The organism is Streptomyces xiaopingdaonensis (assembly GCF_000262345.1).
Lineage (GTDB): Bacteria > Actinomycetota > Actinomycetes > Streptomycetales > Streptomycetaceae > Streptomyces > Streptomyces xiaopingdaonensis.
On sequence record NZ_AJTQ01000218.1, the window covers coordinates 1 to 24,686 of the forward strand.

The 24,686-nt window shown below is 72.8% G+C and carries 22 protein-coding genes; 17 read left to right on the forward strand and 5 right to left on the reverse strand.

The annotated features are described in order from the left end of the window. Window positions 1-253: 253 nt before the first annotated feature. Window positions 254-1,708, forward strand: a complete 1,455-nt coding sequence (locus UWG_RS0116935; protein ID WP_016908405.1) for an NAD-dependent malic enzyme — start codon at window positions 254-256, stop codon at window positions 1,706-1,708. A gap of 351 nt (window positions 1,709-2,059) precedes the next feature. After that, window positions 2,060-2,338 (forward strand): HU family DNA-binding protein, encoded by a 279-nt coding sequence (locus tag UWG_RS0116940; protein WP_016908406.1) that lies wholly within the window; start codon window positions 2,060-2,062, stop codon window positions 2,336-2,338. Window positions 2,339-2,461: 123 nt separating this feature from the next. On the opposite strand, the gene UWG_RS0116945 is transcribed toward UWG_RS0116940, so the two are convergent. Both UWG_RS0116945 and UWG_RS0116950 read right to left on the reverse strand, forming a co-directional pair. After that, window positions 2,462-3,109 (reverse strand): HAD family hydrolase, encoded by a 648-nt coding sequence (locus tag UWG_RS0116945; protein WP_033196211.1) that lies wholly within the window; start codon window positions 3,107-3,109, stop codon window positions 2,462-2,464. A 65-nt stretch (window positions 3,110-3,174) separates the two neighbouring features. Then, a complete protein-coding gene (locus UWG_RS0116950) occupies window positions 3,175-3,912 on the reverse strand; it encodes a GntR family transcriptional regulator (RefSeq protein WP_016908408.1) in 738 nt (245 codons plus the stop codon). 310 nt (window positions 3,913-4,222) lie between these two features. Here UWG_RS0116950 and UWG_RS0116955 point away from each other — a divergent pair, with 310 nt between their 5' ends. The 4 genes from UWG_RS0116955 (at window position 4,223) to UWG_RS0116970 (ending at window position 8,318) form a co-directional block, all read left to right on the forward strand. After that, entirely contained in the window at window positions 4,223-5,365 is a 1,143-nt protein-coding gene (locus tag UWG_RS0116955; RefSeq protein ID WP_016908409.1) for an ABC transporter substrate-binding protein, read from the forward strand. Between the two features lie 72 nt (window positions 5,366-5,437). Then, on the forward strand, window positions 5,438-6,334 hold the full coding sequence (locus UWG_RS0116960) for an ABC transporter permease (RefSeq protein WP_016908410.1): 897 nt from the start codon (window positions 5,438-5,440) through the stop codon (window positions 6,332-6,334). Beyond that, window positions 6,322-7,221 carry an ABC transporter permease gene (locus tag UWG_RS0116965; RefSeq protein WP_016908411.1) on the forward strand — a complete coding sequence of 300 codons (900 nt, stop codon included), beginning with the start codon at window positions 6,322-6,324 and terminating at the stop codon, window positions 7,219-7,221. The genes UWG_RS0116960 and UWG_RS0116965 overlap by 13 nt, the downstream gene beginning before the upstream one ends. Continuing rightward, a complete protein-coding gene (locus UWG_RS0116970) occupies window positions 7,218-8,318 on the forward strand; it encodes an ABC transporter ATP-binding protein (RefSeq protein ID WP_016908412.1) in 1,101 nt (366 codons plus the stop codon). Before UWG_RS0116965 ends, UWG_RS0116970 begins: the two co-directional genes overlap by 4 nt. Window positions 8,319-8,330: 12 nt before the next feature. Here the strand turns inward: UWG_RS0116970 and murA are convergent, their stop codons facing one another. Beyond that, window positions 8,331-9,656, reverse strand: coding sequence for a UDP-N-acetylglucosamine 1-carboxyvinyltransferase (gene murA / locus UWG_RS0116975; RefSeq protein ID WP_016908413.1), 1,326 nt, complete (start codon window positions 9,654-9,656; stop codon window positions 8,331-8,333). A 309-nt stretch (window positions 9,657-9,965) separates the two neighbouring features. Between murA and UWG_RS0116980 the strand changes: the two genes are divergently transcribed. From UWG_RS0116980 to UWG_RS0117020, 9 genes are all read left to right on the forward strand, one after another. Beyond that, window positions 9,966-10,601, forward strand: a complete 636-nt coding sequence (locus UWG_RS0116980; RefSeq protein ID WP_016908414.1) for a YqgE/AlgH family protein — start codon at window positions 9,966-9,968, stop codon at window positions 10,599-10,601. A gap of 127 nt (window positions 10,602-10,728) precedes the next feature. Then, a complete protein-coding gene (locus UWG_RS0116985; protein WP_016908415.1) occupies window positions 10,729-11,031 on the forward strand; it encodes a DUF3039 domain-containing protein in 303 nt (100 codons plus the stop codon). Between the two features lie 285 nt (window positions 11,032-11,316). Beyond that, entirely contained in the window at window positions 11,317-12,615 is a 1,299-nt protein-coding gene (locus UWG_RS0116990; RefSeq protein ID WP_029391519.1) for an extracellular solute-binding protein, read from the forward strand. Continuing rightward, complete coding sequence (locus tag UWG_RS0116995; protein ID WP_016908417.1) at window positions 12,612-13,568, forward strand: carbohydrate ABC transporter permease; 957 nt, start codon at window positions 12,612-12,614, stop codon at window positions 13,566-13,568. The genes UWG_RS0116990 and UWG_RS0116995 overlap by 4 nt, the downstream gene beginning before the upstream one ends. 38 nt (window positions 13,569-13,606) lie before the next feature. Further along, window positions 13,607-14,428 carry a carbohydrate ABC transporter permease gene (locus UWG_RS0117000; protein WP_016908418.1) on the forward strand — a complete coding sequence of 274 codons (822 nt, stop codon included), beginning with the start codon at window positions 13,607-13,609 and terminating at the stop codon, window positions 14,426-14,428. Window positions 14,429-14,581: 153 nt separating this feature from the next. Further along, on the forward strand, window positions 14,582-16,351 hold the full coding sequence (locus UWG_RS0117005; RefSeq protein ID WP_016908419.1) for a beta-N-acetylhexosaminidase: 1,770 nt from the start codon (window positions 14,582-14,584) through the stop codon (window positions 16,349-16,351). Between the two features lie 396 nt (window positions 16,352-16,747). Continuing rightward, window positions 16,748-17,608, forward strand: coding sequence for an FAD binding domain-containing protein (locus UWG_RS0117010; RefSeq protein WP_016908420.1), 861 nt, complete (start codon window positions 16,748-16,750; stop codon window positions 17,606-17,608). After that, window positions 17,605-19,500: a 2Fe-2S iron-sulfur cluster-binding protein gene (locus tag UWG_RS0117015; protein ID WP_016908421.1), complete on the forward strand. Its 1,896-nt coding sequence runs from the start codon at window positions 17,605-17,607 to the stop codon at window positions 19,498-19,500. The genes UWG_RS0117010 and UWG_RS0117015 overlap by 4 nt, the downstream gene beginning before the upstream one ends. Before the next feature lie 109 nt (window positions 19,501-19,609). After that, complete coding sequence (locus tag UWG_RS0117020; RefSeq protein WP_016908422.1) at window positions 19,610-21,946, forward strand: xanthine dehydrogenase family protein molybdopterin-binding subunit; 2,337 nt, start codon at window positions 19,610-19,612, stop codon at window positions 21,944-21,946. Between the two features lie 11 nt (window positions 21,947-21,957). Here the strand turns inward: UWG_RS0117020 and UWG_RS30310 are convergent, their stop codons facing one another. Further along, window positions 21,958-22,404 carry a PIN domain nuclease gene (locus UWG_RS30310; RefSeq protein WP_337459934.1) on the reverse strand — a complete coding sequence of 149 codons (447 nt, stop codon included), beginning with the start codon at window positions 22,402-22,404 and terminating at the stop codon, window positions 21,958-21,960. Then, window positions 22,355-22,516: a hypothetical protein gene (locus UWG_RS30315; RefSeq protein WP_016908424.1), complete on the reverse strand. Its 162-nt coding sequence runs from the start codon at window positions 22,514-22,516 to the stop codon at window positions 22,355-22,357. Before UWG_RS30315 ends, UWG_RS30310 begins: the two co-directional genes overlap by 50 nt. Window positions 22,517-22,852: 336 nt before the next feature. On the opposite strand from UWG_RS30315, the gene UWG_RS0117035 reads away from it, so the two are divergent. Together UWG_RS0117035 and UWG_RS30320 are read left to right on the forward strand one after the other, a co-directional pair. Further along, window positions 22,853-24,433, forward strand: a complete 1,581-nt coding sequence (locus UWG_RS0117035; protein ID WP_016908425.1) for an MFS transporter — start codon at window positions 22,853-22,855, stop codon at window positions 24,431-24,433. A gap of 42 nt (window positions 24,434-24,475) precedes the next feature. Next, a partial coding sequence (locus tag UWG_RS30320; protein WP_033196210.1) for a LysR family transcriptional regulator occupies window positions 24,476-24,686 on the forward strand: 211 nt, incomplete at its 3' end.

Sequence of the window (24,686 nt, forward strand, 5' to 3'; positions counted from 1 at the left end):
GTGTGCGGGCCGATCCTAGGACCGATCTGCCGGATTCCTACAGATTGCTACGGGTTTCGACGCAAGGAATACCGGGTTCCGCCCGACTGCTTCAATTCCGCGTAGGGGAAGATGAGTTCCGTCATACCGGCTTCGTTACCGCGTACCAGTCAGTAGGTGGGACGATCTGCCGATGTGCCCCGCCGGCGCCGAAGGATCGACGCCCACCGGCGGGCACAGCACAACGACAAGCGAAAGCAGAGGGAAGTCGGCAATGAGCTCGGCGCCAAGCGTCTCGTACTCGATGACCGTCCGTTTGGAGGTCCCGGCAGGTGGGACCGCGGTCAGCCAGATCACCACGGTCGTGGAGTCCTCGGGAGGCTCGGTCACCGGCCTCGACGTCACCGCCTCGGGCCACGAGCGGCTCCGCATCGACGTCACGATCGCGGCCAGCTCCACCTCGCACGCCGACGAGATCGTCGCCGAACTCCGCGCCATCGACGGCGTATCGCTCGGCAAGGTCTCCGACCGCACCTTCCTCATGCACCTCGGCGGCAAGATCGAGATGTCGTCGAAGCACCCCATTCGCAACCGCGACGACCTCTCCATGGTCTACACACCGGGCGTCGCGCGCGTCTGCACGCAGATCGCCGAACACCCCGAGGACGCCCGCCGCCTCACCATCAAGCGCAACTCGGTCGCCGTCGTCACCGACGGCTCCGCCGTCCTCGGTCTCGGCAACATCGGGCCGCAGGCGGCGCTCCCCGTGATGGAGGGCAAGGCGGCGCTCTTCAAGCGCTTCGCCGGCATCGACGCCTGGCCGATCTGCCTCGACACCCAGGACACCGACGCCATCGTGGAGATCGTCAAGGCGCTCGCGCCCGGCTTCGCCGGCGTGAACCTGGAGGACATCTCGGCGCCGCGCTGCTTCGAGATCGAGGCCCGTCTCCGCGAGGCCGTCGACATCCCGGTCTTCCACGACGACCAGCACGGCACCGCGATCGTCGTCCTCGGCTCGCTCCACAACGCGCTGCGCGTGGTGGGCAAGCGGATAGACCAGATCCGGGTGGTGATGTCGGGGGCCGGCGCCGCGGGCACGGCGATCCTCAAACTCCTGCTGGAGGCCGGTGTCGAGCACGCCGTCGTCACCGACATCCACGGCGTCGTCCACGGCGGGCGGAAGGACGTCGCGGAGGCGGCGCCCGACTCCCCGATGCGGTGGATCGCCGACCACACCAACCCCGAGGGCGCCACGGGCACGCTCAAGGACGCGGTCGTCGGCGCCGACGTGTTCATCGGCGTCTCGGCCCCGAACGTGCTCGACGGCGCGGACGTCGCCAAGATGGCGCCCGGCGCCGTGGTCTTCGCGCTCGCCAACCCCGACCCCGAGGTCGACCCGGCCGTGGCCCGCGAGACGGCGGCCGTCGTCGCCACGGGGCGCTCGGACTTCCCGAACCAGATCAACAACGTGCTCGTCTTCCCCGGCGTCTTCCGCGGGCTGCTCGACGCCCAGTCGCAGATCGTCGACGACAGCATGATGCTCGCCGCGGCCCGCGCCCTCGCCGACGTCGTCGGCGAGGACGAGCTCAACCCGAACTACATCATCCCGAGCGTCTTCAACGAGAAGGTCTCGGGCGCGGTCGCGGACGCGGTCCGTGAGGCCGCCCAGGCCGGGGCCGAGGCGCGCGACGGGAAGGACGCGGCGGAGGGCGGGCCGCTCGGAGCCTGAGGAGGGCGGGCCGCCGGCGGCGAGCGCGTGAGCCGGGTGCGGCCGTGCGCCCCGGCGTGCGCGGCCGTCGCGGCGGCGCGTCGCGGTTCACCGCCGCTTGTGGGCCCGCTTAGGGTGTCCCGCAGACGCAGGCCCCGGGAGGGTCACCACAGCCTGCCGCTGGCGTTCCCCGCGGTCTTCGCAGCCGGTCCACGGGCGCCGGATTGGCTTTCCCGCCGCAGGTAGGGGCAGGATGCGTCACTGGGCGAGAGGGTCTGAAAGCAGACCCGGGTCCGGGGACTGTCCGAGGGCCCTGGCAGCATCGGCTTCGATCTCACGCCTCATCGGCAAGAAGAACACGGGAGTACGAATATGAACCGCAGTGAGCTGGTGGCCGCTCTGTCCGAGCGTGCCGAGGTGACCCGCAAGGACGCCGACGCCGTTCTGGCAGCACTCGCCGACACCGTCGGCGAGGTCGTCGCCAAGGGCGACGAGAAGGTCACCATCCCCGGCTTCCTCACCTTCGAGCGCACCCACCGTGCCGCTCGTACCGCGAGGAACCCGCAGACCGGCGACCCCATCCAGATCCCGGCCGGGTACAGCGTCAAGGTCTCCGCGGGCTCCAAGCTCAAGGAAGCCGCCAAGGGCTGAGCGGCCGAGGCGGCGGGCCGCACGTCGCGCACAGCGGCGCGCAGGTCCGTCTCGGATATCGCAGCGAGGGGCGGCCACCGGGTACTCCGGTGGCCGCCCCTCGCGTTGTGCGGGGCCCGCGGGTCAGGCCCAGGCGGCGCGCAGCTCCTCCCAGCGGACGCCGCGGAGGGACGCCCGTATCCGCGTCCGCGGGCCCTCCCGCAGCCCCGGCACCGTGGGCACGCCGAGGACCCGGCAGCCGGCGGCGAGCGCGGAGGCCACGCCGGTCGGGGTGTCCTCGACGGCGAGGCAGTCGGACGGCTCCACGCCCAGCGCCTCGGTGGCGGCGAGATACGGGTCGGGGTGCGGCTTGCTGCGGGCGGTGTCGTCCGCGGTGACGGTGCAGGCGAACCGCTCGGCGCCGAGGGTGCGCAGCACCAGGTCGACGACGGACCGCCCCGATGCGGTGACGAGCGCCACCGGCGTCCCGTGTGCCGTCGCCAGCTCCAACAGCCCCAGGGCGCCCGGCTGGGCGGTCACACCCGCGGCGATCCGGAGCGCGAACGCGGCGTCGAGCCGCCTGGCCGTCTCCTCGACGGTGAGCGGCAGGTGTGCGGCCAGTTGCGGTGCCGCGGTGCCGAAGGGCAGCCCTGCGTAGTGCAGGAGCGTCTCGTCGTCGGGTGACTCCCCGTGGGCGGCCAGGAGTTCCGCGACGGAGTCGAGCCAGTGCTGCTCGGTGTCGACGAGGGTGCCGTCCATGTCGCAGAGCAGGGCGGCGGGGAAGGTGGGCATGGCGACTCGCTCTTCGGTCTCGGTGCGGGGCGTGCTCGGGCGGTAGGAGTGGCGCGGGACGGCGCTCAACCCTCGGTGCGGGTGAGCGAGTTGGCCTGAAGGGAGTTGCGGACCGTGAACGCCACCGAGCCGGGCCGGTACCGGTCGTCCGACGTCTCGACGGGGCGGCCGTCCTGGGCGGTCGTGGTGCGGCGTACCCGCAACAGCGGGCTGCCGCGGCGGAGTTCGAGGTGCCGCGCCTCCAGGGTGCCGGCGGCGAGCGCGTCGATGTGGTGTTCACCGTGGGTGAAGACGAGGCCGGTGTCCTCGTTCAGCCGGCGGGTCACGGAGACGCAGTCGGGCGGGAGTCTCTCGACGGCGGAGCCGATCCAGCCGGCGTAGACGGCCCGCTCCAGCAGCACCGGATCGCCGTCCAGGGTGCGCACCCGCAGCACCCGGAAGACCCTTGCGCCGGTGGGTACTTGGAGCCGTGCCGCGGTGTCGCCGCCGGCCGCCTCCCATGCCGACTCCAGAACCAGGCCGCCGGCGGCGTGCCCACCGGACGCCGCCCACTGGGCGAAGCTGCGCAGTTCGGTGAAGCTCTGGCTCGGAGTGGTGGTCAGCACCGTCCGCCTGGCGCCCTGGCGGGAGCCGATCATCCCTTCGGCGAGCAGCGCGGAGACGGCCTGCCGCACGGTGCCGCGCGAGGCGTCGTACGCGGCGGCGAGTTCGGCGTCCGACGGCAGGGCCGAGCCGACCGGGTAGCGGCCGTCGGCGATGGCGCTGCGCAGGTCGTCTGCGATCTGCTGGTGACGGCGGGTCATCTGGCTCCTCGGGTGCCGATGCTGGGCGACGTTCTGCTGCACGCCCCCGCCGGCCTCGGACCGGTTCGCCGATCGCTGCGGTAGGGGCTTGCTGATCCTGTCATCTGTGCGCAGCGGACGCATGCCGACATAACGTGGGTGATGCTTGTAACCGGTTTGGTGCGCGCTAAACCTCTTCGAATGTACCGCTTTGAGCTGCTGCTTTTTGACCGGGTGTCCGTTTGCTCTGGGAGTTGGGTCTGCTAGTTTCCTTCTCATCCAACTCGAACTTGTCTGTACAGGCTACCGTCAGCGGAAGCAGGAGCAGGACGTGAAGGCAGACCATAGAAGCCGTTATCTGACCGCTGCGCTCGCGGCGGTCGCACTGGCCGCCACCGCAACCGGCTGCGGATCGGCGCCGGACCAGGGCGCCGACAGCAAGGCGGCGAGCGCGCGTTCGGCCGCCGACTTCGGCGGCATGGACGAACTGGAGGCGGCGGCGAAGGAAGAGGGTGAGGTGAACGTCTACGCGCTCGCCCCGACCTGGGCCAACTACGGCGAGATGATCTCGGCCTTCGAGAAGAAGTACGGCATCAAGGTCAACAACGAGGACCCGGGCGGCACCAGCCAGGGCGCCCTCAACGCGGCCGCCAAGCGCAAGGGCCAGGACCGCGCCGTGGACGCGCTCGACCTGGGTACCTCCTTCATGCAGTCGGCGAAGGCGAAGAAGCTGCTCGCCCCCTACAAGGTGGCCGACTGGGACGGGATACCCGGCTCCCAGAAGCAGTCGGACGCCTCCTACCTCAACAACTACGGCGGCTACGTGTCGATCGGGTGCGACGCCGCAGCCGTCGCGAAGTGCCCCGAGACCTTCGCCGACCTGCTCAAGCCCGCCTACAAGAACAAGGTCGCCCTCAACGGCAACCCGAACGAGTCGAGTTCGGCCTTCTCCGCCGTCTTCGCCGCCTCCCTCGCCAACGGTGGCAGCTTCGACGACGTGGGCCCCGGACTGGAGTTCTTCAAGAAGCTCAAGCAGCGCGGCAACTACATCCCCGTCGAGTCCACCAAGGCCACCATCCAGAAGGGCGAGACCCCGATCTCGATCGACTGGGACTACCTCAACCTCGGCTACGGGGAGTCCCTCAAGCCCAAGGGCGTCGACTGGCAGGTGACCGTCCCCTCCGACGGCGAGTACGCGCAGTACTACAACCAGGGCGTCAACAAGTACGCGCCCCACCCGGCCGCCGCCCGGCTCTGGGTGGAGTTCCTGTACAGCGAGGCCGGCCAGAACATCTGGCTCAAGGGCTACTCGCGCCCCGCCCTTCTGGAGCAGATGGAGAAGGACGGCACCGCCGACAAGAAGACGGCGGCGAAGCTTCCCGAGGTGGACGGAACGCCCGAGTTCCCCACCCGGAAGCAGGAGGCCGAGGCCCAGCAGGCGATCAGCGACGGATGGGGAAGCGCGGTCAGCTAGCACCCGCCCCGGGGCTCCGCCGCCGCCCTCGCCTGCCGCCCGGTGGAGCCCCCGCCCCGAGGAGATCCCGCCATGCCTGCCTCTACCACCCCGCCAGCCACTCCGATCCTGCCGCGCGTCAACCGGCGCCTGCGGCGCATGCGTTGGCCCGCCGTCGTACCGTTCTTCGCCTTTCTCGCCGTCTGCTTCGGGATACCGGCGGGGACGCTCGCCTACCAGGCGTTCATGGTCGTCGACCCGGCGACCGGCGAGAGCAGCCCCGGCCTCGACAACGTAAGCACCGCGCTCTCCGGCGCCTACGCCACCGGGCTGCTCGGCAGCGTCCGGCTCTCGCTGCTCACCGCCGTGCTCGCCACCGTGCTCGGCGCCGTCATAGCCCAGGCGGTGGTCAACTCGCGGCGCAGCGCGCTCCGGAAGGCGATCGTCTCCGCCTCCGGCGTCTTCGCCAACTTCAGCGGCGCCCCGCTCGCGTTCGCCTTCATCGCCACCCTCGGCACCACCGGCACGGTCACCCGGCTCCTGGACCTGTCGCGCACCGGCTTCAGCCTCTACACCTTCACCGGGCTCGTCCTCGCGTACCTGTACTTCATGGTGCCGCTGATGGTGGTCACCATCCTCCCGGCCCTGGACGGAATCCGGGTGCAGTGGCGCGAGGCCGCGGCCTCCTGCGGGGCCACCCGCGGGCAGTTCTGGCGGCACGTGGGGCTGCCGGTGCTCACCCCCTCGCTGCTCGGCGGCGCCGTGCTCATGTTCGGCACGGCCTTCGCCTCGCACGCCACCGCCGCCGTGATGACGGGCAGTTCGGTACCGCTCATCACCATCCAGATCGCCAACGCGCTCTCCGGCAACGTGCTCGTCGGGCAGGAGAACCTCGCGCTCGCCATGAGCCTCAACATGGTCGTGATCGCGCTGCTGGTGATCGCTGTACAGATCCCGCTGCAACGACGGAGCAACCGATGGCTGGCCTGAAGGCCCCAGCGCCCCCCGCACCCACCGCCGGCGCCGAGCAACCCGCGCCGCCCGCCCGTCCGCGCACCGCGCGCCGACGCCGCGGCGTCGGCAGCCTCTTCGTCCTCTTCCTCGCCGCGGCGTACTTCCTCGTGCCGGTGGCCGCCTCGCTCTGGTTCACCGTCGACGACGCCGGCAACGGGATCAGCTTCGACGCGTACGCCAAGGGCCTCACCGACGACGGCCTCATCACCAGCCTGCTCACCTCCGTACTGCTGGGCCTGGCCACGGTGGCGCTCGGACTGCTGCTGATGGTGCCGACGTTGGTCGTGGTGGTGCTGCGGCTGCCGCGGCTGCGCCGGGTGGTGGAGGTGCTGTGCATGGTGCCGCTCATCGTGCCGCCGATCGCGCTGGTCGCCGGGGTGAGCACCGTCCTCTCCTGGGAGCAGGAGCTCGCCTCGACGCCCTTCTACCGCACCTTCCAACTCCTCCAGAACAGGGACTTTCCGCTCGTTCTGGTGCTGATCTACACCGTGATGTCGCTGCCGTTCCTCTACCGCTCGCTCGACGCCGGACTCCGCGCCGTCGACCTGCGGACGCTGGTGGAGGCCTCGCGGAGCCTCGGCGCCTCCCGGACCGCGACGATCTGCCGGGTCGTCGTGCCCAACCTGCGCTCCTCGGTCGTCAGCGGGGCCGTGCTGAGCCTTGCGATGGTGCTGGGCGAGTACACGGTGGCGACCGTGCTCGGCTTCGAGCCGTTCGCCGTCTGGATGGTGCAAGTCGGCGAGTACGAGGCCCAACTCTCCGTCGCCGCAGCCATGCTCAGCCTGCTTCTCACCTGGGGCCTGCTGCTTCTGCTCACCAACATCGCCGGGGGACGAGCCCGCAACCGGAGGACCACCGCATGACCAGCAACGCCCCCATCGCCAAGCGCCGGACCGCACCGGACGCCACCGGTGTACCCGTGACCCTGCGCGGGGTGCGCCGCGCCTTCGGGCGCACCACCGCACTCGACGGCCTCGACCTGGACTTCGCGCCCGGCGAGCTCGTCGCGCTGCTCGGCCCCTCGGGATGCGGCAAGACCACCGCCCTGCGCATCCTCGCGGGCTTCGAAACCGCGGACGAGGGCGAGGTGCTGATGGACGGCGAGGACGTCGCGGACGTTCCGGCCAACCGGCGGGACATCGGGATGGTCTTCCAGTCCTACAGCCTCTTCCCGAACATGACGGCGGCCGAGAACGTCGGCTACGGGATGCGGGTGCGCGGAGCGGGCAGGCGTGAGCGACGCGAGCGTGCCGCCGAACTCCTCGCGCTCGTCGGCCTCCCCGGACGCGAGGGCCACTACCCGCACCAGCTCTCCGGCGGCCAGCAGCAGCGCGTGGCGCTGGCCCGCGCGCTCGCCGTACGGCCCCGAGTGCTCCTCTTCGACGAGCCGCTCTCGGCGCTCGACGCCAAGGTCCGGCTCCAGCTTCGCGAGGAGATCCGGCGCATCCAGCTCGAGTCCGGGATCACCACCGTCTTCGTCACCCACGACCAGGAGGAGGCGCTCTCGCTCGCCGACCGGGTCGCGGTGATGCGGGACGGGCGGCTCGAACAGTGTGCGCCGCCCGCCGAGTTGTACGCGCGCCCGGCGACGCCGTTCGTCGCCGAGTTCGTCGGGACGATGAACCGGATACCCGGCACCGTGCGCGGCGGCGGCGAGGTGGAGGCGCTGGGGCGCCGGCTGCCGGTGCACGGGTCGGCGCCTGCCGAGGGCACCGAGGTGGACGTACTGCTGCGGCCGGAGGAGATCGCCGTACGGGCGGCCGCGGACGGTACCGCGACCGTGCAGGTCGCCACCTTCCTCGGTGGCCTCACCCGGCTCGGCCTGCGGACCGAAGCCGGTCTCGAGGTGAAGGCCGATCTGCCCAGCAGGGAGGCGGCGGCCCTGGCGCCCGGAGCCCGGTGCACGCTCGTCCCGCACGACGGCGCGGTGCTGGTCGCCGATCGGTCCGCCGCCGGGTGACCCGCCGGCGGTTCAGGGGCGTTCGACCTTCGCGCCCAGCTCGACGAGCTTCTCCTGGAAGTTCTCGTAGCCGCGGTTGATGAGTTCGATGCCGTGGACCCGGGAGGTCCCCTCGGCCGCGAGCGCGGCGATGAGGTAGGAGAAGCCGCCGCGGAGGTCGGGGATGACGAGGTCGGAGCCCTGGAGGCGGGTGGGCCCCGAAACCACGGCGGAGTGGAGGAAGTTGCGCTGGCCGAAGCGGCAGGGCATCCCGCCCAGGCACTCGCGGTAGAGCTGGATGTGCGCGCCCATCTGGTTGAGCGCCGAGGTGAAGCCGAGCCGGGACTCGTAAACGGTCTCGTGGACGATGGAGAGCCCGGACGCCTGCGTGAGGGCGACGACGAGCGGCTGCTGCCAGTCGGTCTGGAAGCCGGGGTGCACGTCGGTCTCGAGGGCGATGGCGTTGAGCGGGCCGCCCGGGTGCCAGAAGCGGATGCCCTCGTCGTCGATCCGGAAGGCGCCGCCGACTTTCCGGTAGGTGTTGAGGAAGGTCATCATTGACTGCTGCTGGGCGCCGTGCACGTAGACGCTTCCCTCGGTGGCGAGCGCGGCGCTCGCCCAGGAGGCGGCCTCCAGGCGGTCGGGGAGGGCGCGGTGGGTGTAGCCGTCGAGGCGGTCGACGCCGGTGACGCGGATGGTGCGGTCGGTGTCCATCGAGATGATGGCGCCCATCTTCTGCAGGACGCAGATGAGGTCCTCGATCTCGGGCTCTACCGCCGCGTTGGAGAGCACCGTGACGCCCTCGGCGAGCACCGCCGTCAGCAGGACCTGCTCGGTGGAGCCGACCGACGGGTACGGCAGCTCGATCTTGGTGCCGCGCAGGCGCTGCGGCGCCTCGAGGTACTGGCCGTCGGCGCGCTTCTCGATCGTCGCGCCGAACTGGCGGAGGACGTCGAAGTGGAAGTCGACGGGGCGCCCGCCGATGTCGCAGCCGCCGAGCCCGGGGATGAAGGCGTGGCCGAGGCGGTGGAGGAGCGGCCCGCAGAAGAGGATCGGGATGCGGGACGAACCGGCGTGCGCGTCGATGTCGGCGACGTTCGCCGACTCGACGTGCGACGGGTCGAGGACGAGTTCGCCCGGCTCCTCGCCGGAGAGCACGGTGACGCCGTGGAGCTGGAGAAGGCCGCGGACGACGCGGACGTCCCTGATGTCGGGGACGTTGCGCAGCCGGCTCGGCCCGCTGCCGAGCAGCGCTGCGACCATCGCCTTCGGCACGAGGTTCTTCGCGCCTCGGACACGGATCTCGCCCTCCAGCGGCGCACCGCCGTGGACGAGCAGGACATCGGCAGGGCTGGTCATGGATCTCCGCGTTCCTGTGGCTGGTTGGGCTGTGGCGGGCTGGCTCGGCGCTTCTTCGGGGCTGCTCGGCGGTTCTCGGCTCGGGCGGGCGGCCGGTGACGCCGTGCACCGGGGCGGGCCCGAGCCAAAACGTCATCGTAATCCGGTTGATGCCGCGCTGCGTACGCCCGTGCGGTAGGGGGAAGGCGGCGAGGGGTCGTCAACACTCGCCGTGTGCACGGGTTCACGTACGGCTTCCGGGTCGCGAGTTGTTCGCCCCGATCCGGCGGTTGCCTCCCGCGGGGCGCCCGGGTGCGGGATCATTGGCCCATGACCGAGGCGTCCTCGCTCACCGGCCGGCTCCTCGTGGCCACGCCGGCGCTCGCCGACCCGAACTTCGACCGGGCCGTCGTCCTCCTCCTCGACCACGACGAGGAGGGCTCGCTCGGCGTGGTCCTCAACCGGCCGACCCCCGTCGACGTCGGCGAGATCCTCCGGCCGTGGGCCGCGCTCGCGGGGGAACCCGGCGTCGTCTTCCACGGCGGCCCCGTCTCGCTCGACGCCGCGTTGGGGGTGGCCGTCGTGCCCTTCGGTGGCCGGGAGCGGAGCGCGGAGCCGGCGGACGCCGGTGCGGCGGGCGGCGAGGAGGCCGCCGACGGGGTCGCGGGCGACGGACCGCTGGGGTGGCGGCGGGTGCACGGGGCGATCGGCCTCGTGGACCTGGAGGCGCCGCCCGAGCTGCTCGCCGCCGAGCTGGGCTCGTTGCGGATCTTCGCGGGGTACGCCGGCTGGGGTCCTGGCCAGTTGGAGAACGAACTCGGCGACGGCGCCTGGTACGTCGTCGACTCGGAGCCGGGGGACGTCTCCTCGCCCGCGCCCGAGGGGCTGTGGCGCTCGGTGCTGCGGCGGCAGCGGGACGAGCTGGCGATGGTCGCCACGTATCCGGACGATCCCTCGCTCAACTGACGTTCGGGCGTGGACCGGTCGGCCGCGCCGGCGTGACGTGTCACACGCGGGTGTGGTCGATCGCGTCGCGGCGGGGCCGTCCGCGTGTGCTCCACGGCTGCTCGTGCCTTGAGTACCCTTGGACCGCATGAGCACTTTTGAGTCTGAACCCGAGCGCGGGACGGGCACCGGCACTCTCGTCGAGCCGACCCCGCAGACCTCGCACGGAGACGGCGACCACGAGCGGTTCGCCCACTATGTCCAGAAGGACAAGATCATGTCGAGCGCGATGGAGGGCACCCCCGTCGTCGCGCTCTGCGGAAAGGTCTGGGTGCCGGGCCGCGACCCGAAGAAGTACCCGGTCTGTCCGATGTGCAAGGAGATCTACGAGACGATGGGCGCCAACGGCGGCAAGGGCGACAAGGGCGGCAAGGGCGACGGCAAGAAATAGCGGGGTGCTCCGCGCTCGGCGGAGGCCCGTCCCTTGAGGCCGGTTCGCAAAGGCTCGGCGGTGCGCCGCGCTCCCTCTGTGCGAGGGATGCGCGGCGCACCGTTTTTTGTGCCCGACGGGGTGTCGGCGTGCGAACTCCCGTGCATGCGTGTGGAGTTCGGAAGATTCACGGATTGGTCGAGACCTCTTGTGGGGGTCGGCTCCTCGCCCTAGCCTCCTGCGGAAGTTGTGCGGTGCGAAACACGCATTGCACCCTCTGCAATGCCTGGGCTTGGGGGTCTCGCCGTGAAGGTGTCCGCGCGAATTGCCGCATGTGCGGCGGCGGTTGGTATGGCAGGCGTGGCGGTCGCGGGATGCGCGCCGTCCACCTCGACGGAGGGCTCGGGGAAGGACGAGAAGACCGGGACGGTACGTGTCTGGCTCTTCAAGGAAGTCGGCAACGCGCCGAAGCAGCGGGTCGTCGACGGCGTCGTCGAGCGCTTCGAGAAGAAGCACGAGGGCGTCACGGTGGACGTGCGGTACATCCCGATCGACTCCAGGGCCGAGCGGATCAAGGGCGCCTTCAACGACCGCGGTTCGGCCCCCGACGTCATCGAGTACGGCAACACCGACACCGCCGGCTACGTCGCCGACGGCGGACTCGCCGACGTCAGCGAGGAGTTCGAGAGCTGGTCGGCCGCGGACGACATCGACGCCACGGCGAAGAAGTCCGTCACGTACGACGGCAAGACCTACGGCGCGCCGCTCTTCGTCGGCGTCAGGGCGCTGTACTACCGCACCGACGTCTTCGAGGAGCTCGGCCTGAAGCCCCCGAAGACCCTCGACCGACTCACCGAGACGGCGCGGCAGATCCGCAAGGAGCGCCCGAAGCTCTACGGCCTCGCCGTCGGCGGCGCCTACACCTACGGCGCCATGCCGTTCGTCTGGGCCAAGGGCGGCGACCTCGCCGACGAGCGCGGCGGCGAGTACGCGGCGGCGCTCGACAGCCCCGAGGCGAAGAAGGGCATCAAGGCGTACACGGACCTGCTCGACGACAGCAACTGCCCGCCCGAGCGCTGCTCCCAGTGGGGCGGCAACGAGACGGTCGAGGCGTTCGCGGGCGGGCGCGCCGGCATGGCGATCGCGGGCGACTTCAACCGGCAGGCGATGGAGGACGGTGAGGTGAAGGGCGACTACGGGGTCGTTCCCCTGCCTGGCGAGAAGAGCGGCGAGATCGCGCCGGCCTTCGCGGGCGGCAACAACGTCGGTGTCCTGAAGTCGAGTTCCCACCGGACGCTCGCCGTCGAGCTGATGAAGGAGCTGGCGGGGAAGCGGGCGCAGGCGGAGCTCTTCGACGCCATGGGCTTCCTGCCGACGTTCACCGACACGCGGCGCGAGGTGGCGGAGCGCGAGCCGTTCGTGAAGCCGTTCGTCGAAACCCTCGACGCGGGCACCGAGTTCGTGCCCGTCAGCCCCGCCTGGGGCGAGATCGACGCCTCGCTCGTCCTCCCCGGGATGTTCCAGGAGATCGCGGGCGGCAAGAAGGACGTCGACGCCGCCGCGGAGGACGCGACGGAGAAGATGGACAAGGTCTTCGCGGAGTGAGCCTCCTCGCCGCCCCGCCGGGCAACGGCGCGGGCGGCGGCGGGCGCACCCGTCGCCGCGCACGCCCCGCCTCGCTCCAGGGCCACCGCTGGACGCCCTGGCTCTACCTCGCGCCCGCGCTTCTCGTCCTCGCCGGGCTCCTCGCCTACCCCATCTACCAATTGGGGCTCCTCTCGCTCCTGGAGTACACCCAGGCGCAGGTGAGCGGCGGCGAACCGGCGAGCTTCCAGGGCCTCGGCAACTACGCCGAGCTCTTCTCCGACCCGCAGTTCTGGGACGTCCTGCTGGCGACCGTCGTCTTCGCCGCGGCCTGCGTTTTCGGGACGATGGCGGTCGGCTGCGCGCTCGCCGTCCTGCTGACGCGCATCCGCGCCGTGCCGCGGCTGCTCCTCATGCTCGCCGCGATGGGGGCCTGGGCGACGCCCGCGATGACCGGGTCCACGGTCTGGGTCTTCCTCTTCGACCCCGACTTCGGGCCCGTCAACCGGGTGTTGGGGCTCGGCGACCACTCCTGGACGTACGGCCGGATGTCGGCCTTCGCGCTCGTCCTCATGGAGGTCGTCTGGTGTTCCTTCCCGCTGGTGATGACGACCGTCTACGCCGGGATACGCGCGATCCCCGCGGAGGTGCTGGAGGCGGCCGAGCTCGACGGGGCCTCGCTCTGGCGGACCTGGCGGAGCGTGCTGGCGCCGATGCTGCGGCCGATCCTCGTCGTGGTGGTGATCCAGTCGATCATCTGGGACTTCAAGATCTTCACGCAGATCTACGTGATGACGGGCGGGGGAGGCGACGCGGGGCAGAACCTGGTGCTCAACGTCTACGCCTACCAGAAGGCGTTCTCCTCCTCGCAGTACAGCCTCGGCTCGGCGATCGGCGTCGTGATGCTGCTGATCCTGCTCGCCGTGGTCCTCGTCTACCTGCGGCTGCTGCGACGCGGAGGTGAGGAGCTGTGACGGCGGTGCCGAGCGAGCGCGTACGGAGGAGGCGAAGGGTGCGCAAGCCGCGGCGCGCGCTCGCCGAGGCGGCCGCCGTCGCCGTCGCGGTGCTGGTGGCGTTCCCGCTCTACTGGATGGTGCTCTCGGCGTTCAAGCCGGCCGGCGAGATCCGCTCCGACCGGCCGCTGCCCTGGACGCTGGAGCCCACCCTCGACTCGTTCCGGCGCGTCTTCGAACAGCAGGACTTCGGGCGGTACTTCCTCAACAGCCTCGCCGTCGCGGGGACCGTCGTGCTCGTCTCGGCGGTGATCGCCTTCCTCGCGGCCGTCGCCGTCGTCCGGTTCCGGTTCCGGCTGCGGACGTCGGTGCTCGTGATGTTCCTCGTCGCGCAGATGGTGCCGATCGAGGCGCTGACGATCCCGATGTTCTTCCTCATGCGCGACCTCGGAGTGCTCAACTCACTCTTCTCGCTGATCATCCCGCACCTCGCCTTCTCGCTCCCCTTCGCCGTCTGGATGCTGCGCGGGTTCGTCAAGGCGGTGCCCGAGGCGCTGGAGGAGCAGGCGTTCATCGACGGGGCGAGCCGCGCGAGGTTCCTCTGGCAGATCCTCTTCCCGCTGGTACTGCCCGGCCTCGTCGCCACCTCGGTCTTCTCCTTCATCTCCACCTGGAACGACTTCCTCTTCGCGAAGTCCTTCATCATCAGCGCCACCGAGAACTCGACGCTGCCGATGGCGCTCCTCGTCTTCTTCGACGACGAGACCCCCGACTGGGGCGGCGTGATGGCCGGTTCGACGGTGATGACGCTGCCGGTGCTGCTCTTCTTCGTGCTCGTGCACCGGCGCCTCGTCTCCGGGTTGGGAGGCGCCGTGAAGTGAGGATCGCGTGAGAAAGGGGCGCCGGGCGCGGGGGAGTCGTGTGGAAACCCGTGGCGTACGTCCGCGGGTCCGCCCGCCCGAGACGCCCCGTTCCTCCGCAACTCCCCGCCCCAGACCGCACATCCGCCATCCGATGCGAAAGGCAGTACCCCCATGGGCGATCCGACCGGCCTGATACCCGCCCCGCTCTCCGTCCGCACCGAGTCCGGGCACTTCCCGCTCACCCCCGAGACCCCGCTCCACGCCGGCCCGGGCGCCGAGCGCGCAGCCCGCCGCCTCCGCGCCGAGCTGAGCCCGCCCACCGGCCTTCCGCTGCCGCACGCCCCCGAGCCGGTCGACGGCGCGCTCTGCCTCCTTCTCGACCCCGGGCTGCACCAACGTCTGGGCGAAGAGGGGTACTTGCTCGACGTCACCCCCGAGCGCGCCACCCTCACCGCCGCCGCCGAGCCGGGCCTCCACTGGGCCGTACAGACCCTCCGCCAGCTCCTCGGCCCCGCCGCCTACCGCCGCGCACCGCTCCCCGGCGGACCGGACTGGTCGCTCCCCGCGCTTCACCTCGCCGACGCGCCCCGCTTCCGCTGGCGCGGCCTGATGCTCGACGTGGCCCGGCACTTCATGCCGAAGGACGGAGTCCTGCGCATCCTCGACCTCCTCGCGGCGCACAAGCTCAACGTCCTCCACTTCCACCTCACCGACGACCAGGGCTGGCGGATCGAGGTCCGCGGCAAGCCCCGCCTCACCGAGGTGGCCTCCTGGCGCGAGCGCAGCCGCCTCGGCCACCGTGCCTCCCCGCTCTGGGACCCGCGTCCGCACGGGGGCTACTACACGCAGGAGGACCTGCGCGAGATCGTCGCGTACGCGGCTGAGCGGCAGATCACCGTCGTGCCCGAGATCGACGTCCCCGGCCACTCGCAGGCCGCGATAGCCGCCTACCCGGAGCTCGGCAACCGCGACGCGGGCGTCGACACCGCGGAGTTGGGCGTCTGGACGGACTGGGGGATCAGCAAGCACCTCCTCGCGCCCTCCGAGGAGGTGCTGCGGTTCTACGAGGAGGTGCTGGAGGAGGTGCTGGAGATCTTCCCCTCGCCCTACGTCCACCTCGGCGGCGACGAGTGCCCCAAGGACGAGTGGCGCGCCTCCCCTTCGGCGCAGGCGCGCCTCGCCGAGCTGGGCCTCCCCGACGAGAACGCCCTCCAGGCGTGGATGCTCCGGCACTTCGGGGAGTGGCTCGCCGCCAGGGGCCGCCGGCTCGTCGGCTGGGACGAGATCCTCCAGGGCGAAGGCGAGGACGCCGACCCGCGCACGGCGGCGGGCGCCGTCGTCCCCGACGCCCGACCGTCCTCCGCCGCGCCGCTCCGCGCGGACGGGCCGAGCGGGGAGGCCTACGCACCCGTCCTCGCGGACCTGCCCGACGGCGCGGCCGTCTCCTCCTGGCGCGGGTACGCGGGCGGCGTCGCGGCCGCGCGCGGGGGGCACGACGTCGTCATCTGCCCCGAGCAGCAGGTCTACTTCGACCACCGGCAGGACGCGGGCGAGGACGAGCCGGTGCCGATCGGGTACGTGCGCACCCTCGCCGACGTGTACCGGTTCGAGCCCGTGCCCCCGGAGTTGGCGGGGACGGAGCTCGCGGAGCGGGTGCTGGGGACGCAGGCCACCATGTGGGCCGAGTGCACCGAGACGCCGCAGCGCGTCGACTACCAGCTCTTCCCGCGGCTCGTCGCGCTGGCGGAGGTCGCGTGGTCGCAGCTTCCGGCGCCGGCGCAGCGCGACGTCGAGGGGTTCGAGCGCCGCATGGAGCGCGCGCACTACCCGCGGCTCGACGCGATGGGCGTGAACTACCGCCCGCCGTCCGGGCCTTACCCCTGGCAGCGTCGTCCCGGCGTGCTCGGACGCCCGATCGACGGAGCACCCCCGATCGTGTGAGCGCCGCCCGTGCGTGCGCATCGCGGCGGCGCCCCGCGGTGCGCACGCGCTCGGCCGCGCGTACGAAGCCCCGGCCCCCGTCGGCCGGTTCGCCGCCGTCGCCGCCTTCCCCGAGGGCGCTTCACGGGCGATAGCGGCTCTCTCTTCCCAATCGGCCCTCTTCGGGACACAATCGCCCGTCCCGGACCCTCGTGTGGACAGCCCGCCGGGATATGCCAGAGTTGCCACCGCCGGGCCGTGAGCACGTACCGTACGGTCAGTGCGGCCGGGGAGGTCGGGGAGCCCCGGCCGGCCCCGAGCGGTCCGGGGATGGCCGGGGAAGACCGGGGAAGGGGCGCTGGATTGAGCACGCACGTACGGCATCCGCTGCACGGCGAGCAGGCTGTGCCGTCTGTCATGCTGCCCACCACGCTCGACGAGGCCGTCTCGGCGCTCACCGCCGTCCCCGCGGCCGTGCCCGTGGCCGGAGGCACCGACCTCATGGCCGACGTCAACGCGGGCCAACTCCGCCCCGCCGCCCTCGTCGGCCTCGGCCGCGTCGGCGGCATCCGCGGCTGGGAGTACCAGGACGGGCACGCGGTGCTCGGCGCGGGACTCACCCACGCGCGCATGTGCCGCCCCGACTTCGCGGCCCTCATCCCCGGGCTCGCCGCCGCTGCCCGCGTCGCGGGCCCGCCGCAGGTGCGGAACGCGGGCACGCTCGGCGGCAACGTCGTCACCGGCGCACCGACGGGCGACGCGCTGCCGGTCCTCGCCGCGCTGGAGGCGGCGCTCTCCATCGCGGGCCCCGGGGGCGCGCATCGCGAGGTGCCGGTGAGTCACCTCCTCGCCGGCGTCGAGATGTTGCAGCCGGGCGAACTCGTGGGCCACGTAAGGGTTCCGCTGCTGCACGCGCCGCAGACCTTCCTCAAGGCGACGGGGCGGACGGGCCCCGGCCGCGCGCTCGCCTCGGTCGCCGTCGTGCTCGACCCGGTGCGCCGCGGGGTGCGGTGCGCGGTGGGCGCCGTCGCGCCGATGCCGCTGCGCCCGCTGGAAGCGGAGCGCTGGATCGCCTCGCTCATCGACTGGGAGGGCGGACGCGGCCTCCCCGAGGGCGCGTTGACGGCGTTCGGGGAGTACGTCGCCATGGCGTGCATCCCCGACCCGCCTGCCGAGGAGGCCGGGGGCGAGCCCCCCGTACTTCCGCCCGCGGCGCTGCACTTGCGGCGTACGGTGGCCACACTGTCCCGTCGGGGACTCGGGAGAGCACTCGCATGAGCAACGAGAACGACCACGACAGCACAGGTGCGGGCGGCGAGGCGGAGCACGGCGGATGGCAGGCCCCGCCTCCGCCGCACACCCCGTACGAGCAGCAGACGCCCCCGAGTTGGGGCCCCGGCGAGGACTCGGACGCGACGGCCTTCGTGCAACTCCCTCCCGACCTGGGCGCCTACCAGGCCGGCCCGTCCGCGTCGGCCGGCGGCCCCGGCACCCCCCTCGCCGCGCCCGGCACCGGCACCGGCGGATACACGCCGCCCACGATCGACCCCGCGGGCCCGATGACGCCGGCCGCCTCCACCGACCCGTCGGCGACGGGGCAGTGGGTACTGCCGTACGCGGCCGAGGCGCCGGGCGGCGAGGCCGAGGCGCGCCCGCACCCGTACGGCGGCCACGGTGGCGCGGCCGAGGCGCCGCCGCACCCCGGCGCGTACGCGGGCGGGCCCGAGCAGGGCGCCGGGTACGGGGCGTACGCCGCCCAACCCCCCGGCGTCGAGGACCGGTTCGGCGGTACGCCGGTCGGTCCCGGCGCGCCGCCCGTGCAGGCGCAGCAGTGGCACGACGCCTCGGGCGCGGCCGCGTACCCGGAGGCCGAGCCGGATTCCGCCTCCGGGCCCGGGGGGCCCTCGGGCCAGGGCGCGGCGGCGGCGCTCGCGGGGTCGCACGAGGCCCGCAGCCGGCGCCCGTTGGGCGCGGGCGGTGGCGCGGCCGAGGAGGACGAGGCCCGCGCGGAGGGCGGTTCGCCCGGCGTGCAGCCCGGTGGCGCACCGCAGGGGCCGGGCGCGTACGGGGCTGGTGCGCCCAACGTGCCTGCTGGACCCGCCGGTTGGCCTTCGCGGCCGGTGCCGGACGGAAGCGGAGCGCCGTCGTCGGGCGAGGTCGGCGTCCCGGCCGACGGGGGCGCGGCCGCCTCCGGGCAGGCCGGCACCGAGGAGCCGGAAGGCGCGGAGCCCGGGGACGGGACACGGCACGCGGACGAGAGCGCTGAACCGTCCGCGACGGGGTCCGGTGCGGGCCCGGACCTGAGCGCCGCACCGGAGCCCGATGCAGCCGCCGCACCGGAACCGGACGCGGGTGCCGCACCGGAACCGGACGCGGCCGAAGCGGCCGACGTCTCCGACCCGGAGCCGCCGTCCGAGGCGCTGGTGGACAGCGAACACCCGCAAGTCTCCTATGCGTTGCGCGTCAACGGCGTCGACCGACCCGTCACCGATTCCTGGATCGGCGAGTCCCTGCTCTACGTGCTCCGCGAGCGGCTCGGCCTGGCCGGAGCCAAGGACGGCTGCGCGCAGGGGGAGTGCGGCGCGTGCTCGGTGCAGGTCGACGGGCGGCTCGTCGCCTCGTGCCTGGTGCCCGCCGCCACGGCCGCCGGGAGCGAGGTGCGCACCGTCGAGGGGCTCGCCTCCGAGGGCACCCCTTCCGACGTCCAGCGCGCCCTCGCCGAGGGCGGGTTCGTCCAGTGCGGCTTCTGCGTCCCCGGGCTGGCGATGACCGTCCACGACCTGCTGGAGGGGAACCACCGCCCCAGCGAGTTGGAGGTCAGGCAGGCGATCTGCGGCAACCTCTGCCGCTGCTCCGGCTACCGCGGCATCCTCGACGCGGTCGGCCGCGTCGTCGCCGAACGCGCCCACGCGGGCGAGGAGGACGAGGGTGCGGAGGGCGAGGGCTCGCCCGAGGCGCAGGACGAGCGCGAGGCACCGCCCGTCGCGCAGATTCCGCAGCCGCAGCAGCCCGAACCCCCGTACAGCCAGGGCCATTTCGTCCCCCCGCCGAGCTCTGGCGAGCACCCGGGCGGCGTGCCGCACGGGCAGGGGCCGCACATCCCGCACCAGGCGCCCCCCGGCGCCGGCGGCGCCCACCCGGGCCCCCACGGCCAGGGCGGCCGGCAGTGACGTCCGCGCCCGGCACCCCGCGCGCGCACCGCCCGTGCGCGCGCCACCTCCGCGCCGCGCCCCGCGGCCGGCACAGCACCCTCCCGCCCACGCTCAGGAAGGCGGTGGCATGACGGACATGGCCGAGACGCGCAGTAACCGAGCCACCCGGACGGGCGGCCCCGTCGCCGCGGACGTCGCCCCCGAAGAGGACCTCGCCGCACACGGGTTGGGCGCCTCCCTCACCCCGGAGGACGCGCCGGCCAAGGTGACCGGCACCTTCCCCTACGCCGCCGACCTGTGGGCCGAGGGCCTGCTGTGGGCCGCCGTGCACCGGGCGCCGCACCCCAGGGCGCGGATCGTCTCGATCGACACCGAGCAGGCCGAGGCGATGCCCGGCGTCCTCGCCGTCGTCACGCACCGGGACATCCCGGGCGAGGAGTCCTTCGGGCGGAAGGTCGCCGACCAACCGGTCTTCGCGCGCGAGGAGGTGCGCTACCACGGCGAGCCGATCGCGGCCGTCGCCGCCGACCACCCGGACACCGCGCGCCTCGCCGCCGCGGCCGTCGTCGTCGAGTACGAGGTGCTCGACGCGCTCACCGACCCGCAGGAGTCGTTCGAGAGCGAGCCGCTCCACCCGGACGGGAACGTCGTGCGCCACATCCCGCTGCGGTACGGCGACCCGTCCGTCTCCGGCGAGGTGATGGTCGAGGGGATGTACCGCATCGGGCGGCAGGACCCGGCGCCCGTGGGGGCCGAGTCGGCGCTGGCGGTGCCGCGTCCGGACGGCGGTGTCGAGATCTACACGGCCTCCACCGACCCGCACACCGATCGCGATCTCGCCGCCGCCTGCTTCGGGCTCCCGCCGGAGCAGGTCAAGATCGTCGTCACGGGGGTGCCCGGGTCGCTCGGGGACCGCGAGGACGTCGCGCTCCAAGTGCCGCTCGGTTTGCTGGCGATGCGCACGGGGTGCCCCGTCAAGATCGCCGTCACCCGCGAGGAGTCCTTCCTCGGGCATCCGCACCGCCACCCGACGCTGCTGCGGTACCGCCACCACGCCGACGCCGAGGGCAAGTTGCTCAAGGTCGAGGCGCAGATCCTCATGGACGCCGGCGCCTACGCCGACACCTCGTCCGACGCGCTCGCCGCGGCCGTCTCCTTCGCGGCGGGGCCCTACGTCGTGCCGCACGCCGTCGTCGACGGCTGGATGGTGCGCACCAACAACCCGCCGGCGGGGCACCTCCGCGGCGAGGGCGCGATGCAGGTGTGCGCGGCGCACGAGGCCCAGATGGACCGCCTCGCCGCCGAGTTGGGCATCGACCCGGCCGAGCTGCGCAAGCGGAACGTCCTCGCCACCGGCGACCTCCTCCCCACGGGGCAGACCGTCACCTGCCCCGCCCCTGTCGAGGAGCTCCTCGACGCGGTGCGCGAGGCACCGCTGCCCCCGCTCCCCAAGGAGGGGCCGCAGAACCAGTGGCTCCTCCCCGGCGGCCCCGGCGGCGCGGGGGAGCCGGCGGCGGTGCGCCGCGGCGTCGGCTACGCGCTCGGCATGGTGCACATGCTCGGCGCCGAGGGCGCGGACGAGGTCTCCACGGCGACGGTGAAGGTGAGCGGCCCCACGGCGACCGTGCTGTGCGCGGCGGCCGACTCCGGTCAGGGGTTCACCACGCTGGCACGGCAGATCGTCCAGGAGACCCTCGGCATCGACGAGGTCCACGTCGCACCGGTCGACACCGACCAGCCCTCGGCGGGGCCCGCGATGCGCGGCCGGCACACCTGGGTCTCGGGCGGCGCCGTCGAGCGCGCGGCGAAGATGGTGCGCACGCAGTTGCTCCAGCCGCTCGCGGCGAAGTTCGGGATGTCGACCGAGCTGCTCTCGATCGCCGACGGCAAGATCACCTCGTACGACGGCGTCCTCTCGACGACCGTCGTCGAGGCGCTGGAGGACAAGGAGCTCTGGGCGACGGCGCAGTGCAGGCCGCACCCCACCGAGCCGCTCGACGAGACGGGCCAGGGCGACGCGTTCGTCGGCCTCGCCTTCGCCGCCATGCGTGCCGTGGTGGACGTCGACATCGAGCTGGGCACGGTGCGCGTCGTGGAGGTCGCCGTGGCGCAGGATGTCGGACGGGTCCTCAATCCGCGGCAGTTGAGAGCGCGGATCGAGGCCGGTGTCACGCAGGGCGTCGGTGCGGCGCTCAGCGAGCACCTGCGCGTCGCGGGCGGCATGGTCCGCCACCCCGACCTGCGCACCTACGCGCTCCCCACCGCGCTCGACGCGCCCGAGGTGCGCATCGTCAAGCTCGTCGAGGAGCGCGACGTGGTGGCGCCGTTCGGCGCGAAGGCCGCGTCCGGCGTACCGGTCGTCGTCGCGCCCGCCGCCGTGGCCTCCGCCGTGCGCGCGGCGACGGGGCGTCCCGCCAACCGGCTGCCGATCCGGCCGCAGGCGGCGGCGGTGGGGCCGCAGTAGCAGCGGTGACCTCAGTCCGTGAGCACCGTCGTGGGCTGCCCGGTGTGCCGGGCGATCGTCTCGAAGTCGCGGGCGCAGTGCAGCAGGGTGAGACCGGACAGTTCGGCCACCGCCGCGACCAGCAGGTCGACCGGTCCGGCGCTGCGGTGCTCGCCATGATCGACAAGGATGTGCTGGACCTGCAGCGCCCGCCGGAAGACGCCGTCCGGGAACGGCGCCCAGGCGTAGAACCCGCTGAGGTACTGCTGCATCTGCTGGTGGTGCGCGGACGATCTCGCGGAGCGCAGTACTTCTATTTCCGTGACCTCGCACATGCCGACCAGTCCGGAGTCCAGTGCGTCGCCCCATCGCCAGGTGTCCGCTCCGCGTTGCAGGAAGCGTGCAACGCGGAGGCGTCGGCCAGGCAGTTCACGCGGTCCGGTGCTGGTCGTCGTCGGCGGAGCCCCGTCGGTAGGCATCCTTGTCCGTCAGGGCGTCGAGGTCCAAGGCTTCGGCGGCGAAGCGTTCTGCGGCCATGCGCGCCTCATGGCGCTTGACCCGCTCGCTGACCTCCCGCAGGGCCCGGTTCACCGTGTCCTTCTTTGTCCTGGTGCCGAACGGCGTCCTGCGCAACGGCCAGCGCGTCCTCGTCGATCTCGATCAGCGTCTTGCTCATGACACCCCGTCTCGTATATCTAGCTTGGATACCTGGAGGGTCCCGCCCCAGCAGAGCACACTCGAGCCCTCCCGAGCGCCGGCACCGACCCGGTCGGTCACGTCCGTCTCGGATATGCCCGACCGCCGCGGCAGGCCCTGGGCGGCTGGACTCCCCGCCCAAGCCGGGTCACCCGCGCTCGGACCAAGGGCCCGGTGATGTTCCGTCGCTCGGCCGGTCCCCGGACGAGCCGTGAGGCTTACGGTGCCCGCATGAGTGCATCCGACAAGCCGCAGGACACGGGCCCCGGTGAGCCCCCGACCGGAGCCGCCTCCGCCGGACGCGGCCCGGCGGAGGCCGTCACCGTGCGGGCGAAGACGGGGCGGACGGGCAACGCGCCGGCGCCCGGCTCCGGTGCGCGCCCGCCGGCCGAGCCGGAGCCCGCCGGCTCGGTGCTGCGTCCGCCGTACCGGGCGCTGAGCCTCGGCATCGTCTCCGTCGTCCTGCTCGTCGCCTTCGAGGCGACGGCGGTCGGTACGGCCATGCCCGTCGCGGCGCAGGAGCTCAACGGGGTGCCGCTCTACGCCTACGCCTTCTCCGCGTTCTTCACCACGTCGCTCGTCGGCATGGTCGTCTCGGGGCAGTGGTGCGACCGGCGGGGGCCGCTGGCCCCGCTGGGCACCGGCATCGTCGCCTTCGCCGCCGGGCTGCTGCTGGCGGGGACGGCCGGGTCGATGTGGACGCTCGTCTTCGCGCGCGCCGTGCAGGGGGTCGGTGGCGGCCTGGTGATCGTCGCGCTCTACGTCGTCGTCTCGCGCGCCTACCCCGAGGCGTTGCGCCCGAAGATCCTCGCCGCCTTCTCCGCCGCCTGGGTCCTGCCCTCGGCCGTCGGCCCGCTCATCGCGGGCACGGTGACCGAACACCTCGGCTGGCGCTGGGTGTTCCTCGGCATCCCCGCACTGGTGCTGCTGCCGCTCGCGGCGATGCTGCCCCCGCTGCGCCGCGCCGCCTCAGGACCGCCGGAGGGCGCGGACGCACCGGACCCCTGGGACGTGCGGAGGACGAGGCTCGCGCTGGGGGTCGCCGCGGGAGCGGGCCTGTTGCAGTACGCGGGGCAGGAGTTGCGCTGGTTCTCGCTGGTGCCCGCGGTCGTCGGCGCCGGGCTGCTGGTGCCGGCCGCGCTGGCGCTGCTGCCGCGCGGAACCTACCGCGCCGCGCGCGGGCTGCCCGCCGTCATCCTGCTCCGCGGGGTCGCGGCGAGCGCGTACGTGGTGGCCGAGAGCTTCGTCCCGCTGATGCTCGTCACGCAGCGGGGGCTCTCGGTGACGCTCGCCGGGCTCACCCTCGCCGCCGGCGGGGCGGCCTGGGCGCTCGGCTCCTACCTCCAGGCGCGCTCCCGACTGGAGCCCCACCGGGCGCGGTTGGTGCGGCTGGGCATGGTGTTCGTCGCGCTCTCCATCGGCTACGTGCCGCTGGTGCTCGTCGAGTCGGTGCCGGTGTGGACGCTCGCGCTGACGATGGCGCTCGGCTGCTTCGGCATGGGCCTCGTCATCTCCTCGATGAGCGTGCTGCTGCTGCGGCTCTCCCCGCCGGCCGAGGCGGGGCGCAACTCCTCGGCCCTCCAGGTCTCCGACAGTCTCAGCACCGTCGTCCTCCTCGCCTGCACAGGCGCCGTCTTCGCGGCACTCGGCGGCGGCACCACCGGCGCCGCGCACACGGGCGCGACGGCGGAACGGGCGGCGGGCGGCGGCGCCTTCGTCGGCGTCTACGCGGTGGCGGTGGCGGTCGCGGTGCTGGGGGTGGCGGTCGCGGGACGGGTGCTGGGGAGCACGCCCGCCCAGAAGAGCCCGTGACCGTCCGGTGCCCGCACCCCAAAATCCGCTTATGGTTCGGGCATGTTCGACTCCCGGCACATCCGAACCTTCCACGAGGTGGTCCGCACCGGCTCGTACTCGGCCGCGGCGCGTGAACTCGGCTACACCCAGCCGGCGATCACCCAGCAGATGAAGGCGCTGGAGCGCTCCGTCGGGACGCCGCTCTTCGTCCGCGCCGGCCGGCGGATGCGGCTCACCGAGGCGGGCGAGACGCTGGCGAGGCACGCGGGGG

Bases quoted from the DNA above. Each gene is read 5' to 3' on its own strand.
- UWG_RS0116935 (WP_016908405.1), top strand. From the start codon at position 254: ATGAGCTCGGCGCCAAGCGTCTCGTACTCGATGACCGTCCGTTTGGAG.
- UWG_RS0116940 (WP_016908406.1), top strand. From the start codon at position 2,060: ATGAACCGCAGTGAGCTGGTGGCCGCTCTGTCCGAGCGTGCCGAGGTG.
- UWG_RS0116945 (WP_033196211.1), bottom strand. From the start codon at position 3,109: ATGCCCACCTTCCCCGCCGCCCTGCTCTGCGACATGGACGGCACCCTC.
- UWG_RS0116950 (WP_016908408.1), bottom strand. From the start codon at position 3,912: ATGACCCGCCGTCACCAGCAGATCGCAGACGACCTGCGCAGCGCCATC.
- UWG_RS0116960 (WP_016908410.1), top strand. From the start codon at position 5,438: ATGCCTGCCTCTACCACCCCGCCAGCCACTCCGATCCTGCCGCGCGTC.
- UWG_RS0116965 (WP_016908411.1), top strand. From the start codon at position 6,322: ATGGCTGGCCTGAAGGCCCCAGCGCCCCCCGCACCCACCGCCGGCGCC.
- UWG_RS0116970 (WP_016908412.1), top strand. From the start codon at position 7,218: ATGACCAGCAACGCCCCCATCGCCAAGCGCCGGACCGCACCGGACGCC.
- murA (WP_016908413.1), bottom strand. From the start codon at position 9,656: ATGACCAGCCCTGCCGATGTCCTGCTCGTCCACGGCGGTGCGCCGCTG.
- UWG_RS0116980 (WP_016908414.1), top strand. From the start codon at position 9,966: ATGACCGAGGCGTCCTCGCTCACCGGCCGGCTCCTCGTGGCCACGCCG.
- UWG_RS0116985 (WP_016908415.1), top strand. From the start codon at position 10,729: ATGAGCACTTTTGAGTCTGAACCCGAGCGCGGGACGGGCACCGGCACT.
- UWG_RS0117005 (WP_016908419.1), top strand. From the start codon at position 14,582: ATGGGCGATCCGACCGGCCTGATACCCGCCCCGCTCTCCGTCCGCACC.
- UWG_RS0117010 (WP_016908420.1), top strand. From the start codon at position 16,748: ATGCTGCCCACCACGCTCGACGAGGCCGTCTCGGCGCTCACCGCCGTC.
- UWG_RS0117015 (WP_016908421.1), top strand. From the start codon at position 17,605: ATGAGCAACGAGAACGACCACGACAGCACAGGTGCGGGCGGCGAGGCG.
- UWG_RS0117020 (WP_016908422.1), top strand. From the start codon at position 19,610: ATGACGGACATGGCCGAGACGCGCAGTAACCGAGCCACCCGGACGGGC.
- UWG_RS30310 (WP_337459934.1), bottom strand. From the start codon at position 22,404: ATGCCTACCGACGGGGCTCCGCCGACGACGACCAGCACCGGACCGCGT.
- UWG_RS0117035 (WP_016908425.1), top strand. From the start codon at position 22,853: ATGAGTGCATCCGACAAGCCGCAGGACACGGGCCCCGGTGAGCCCCCG.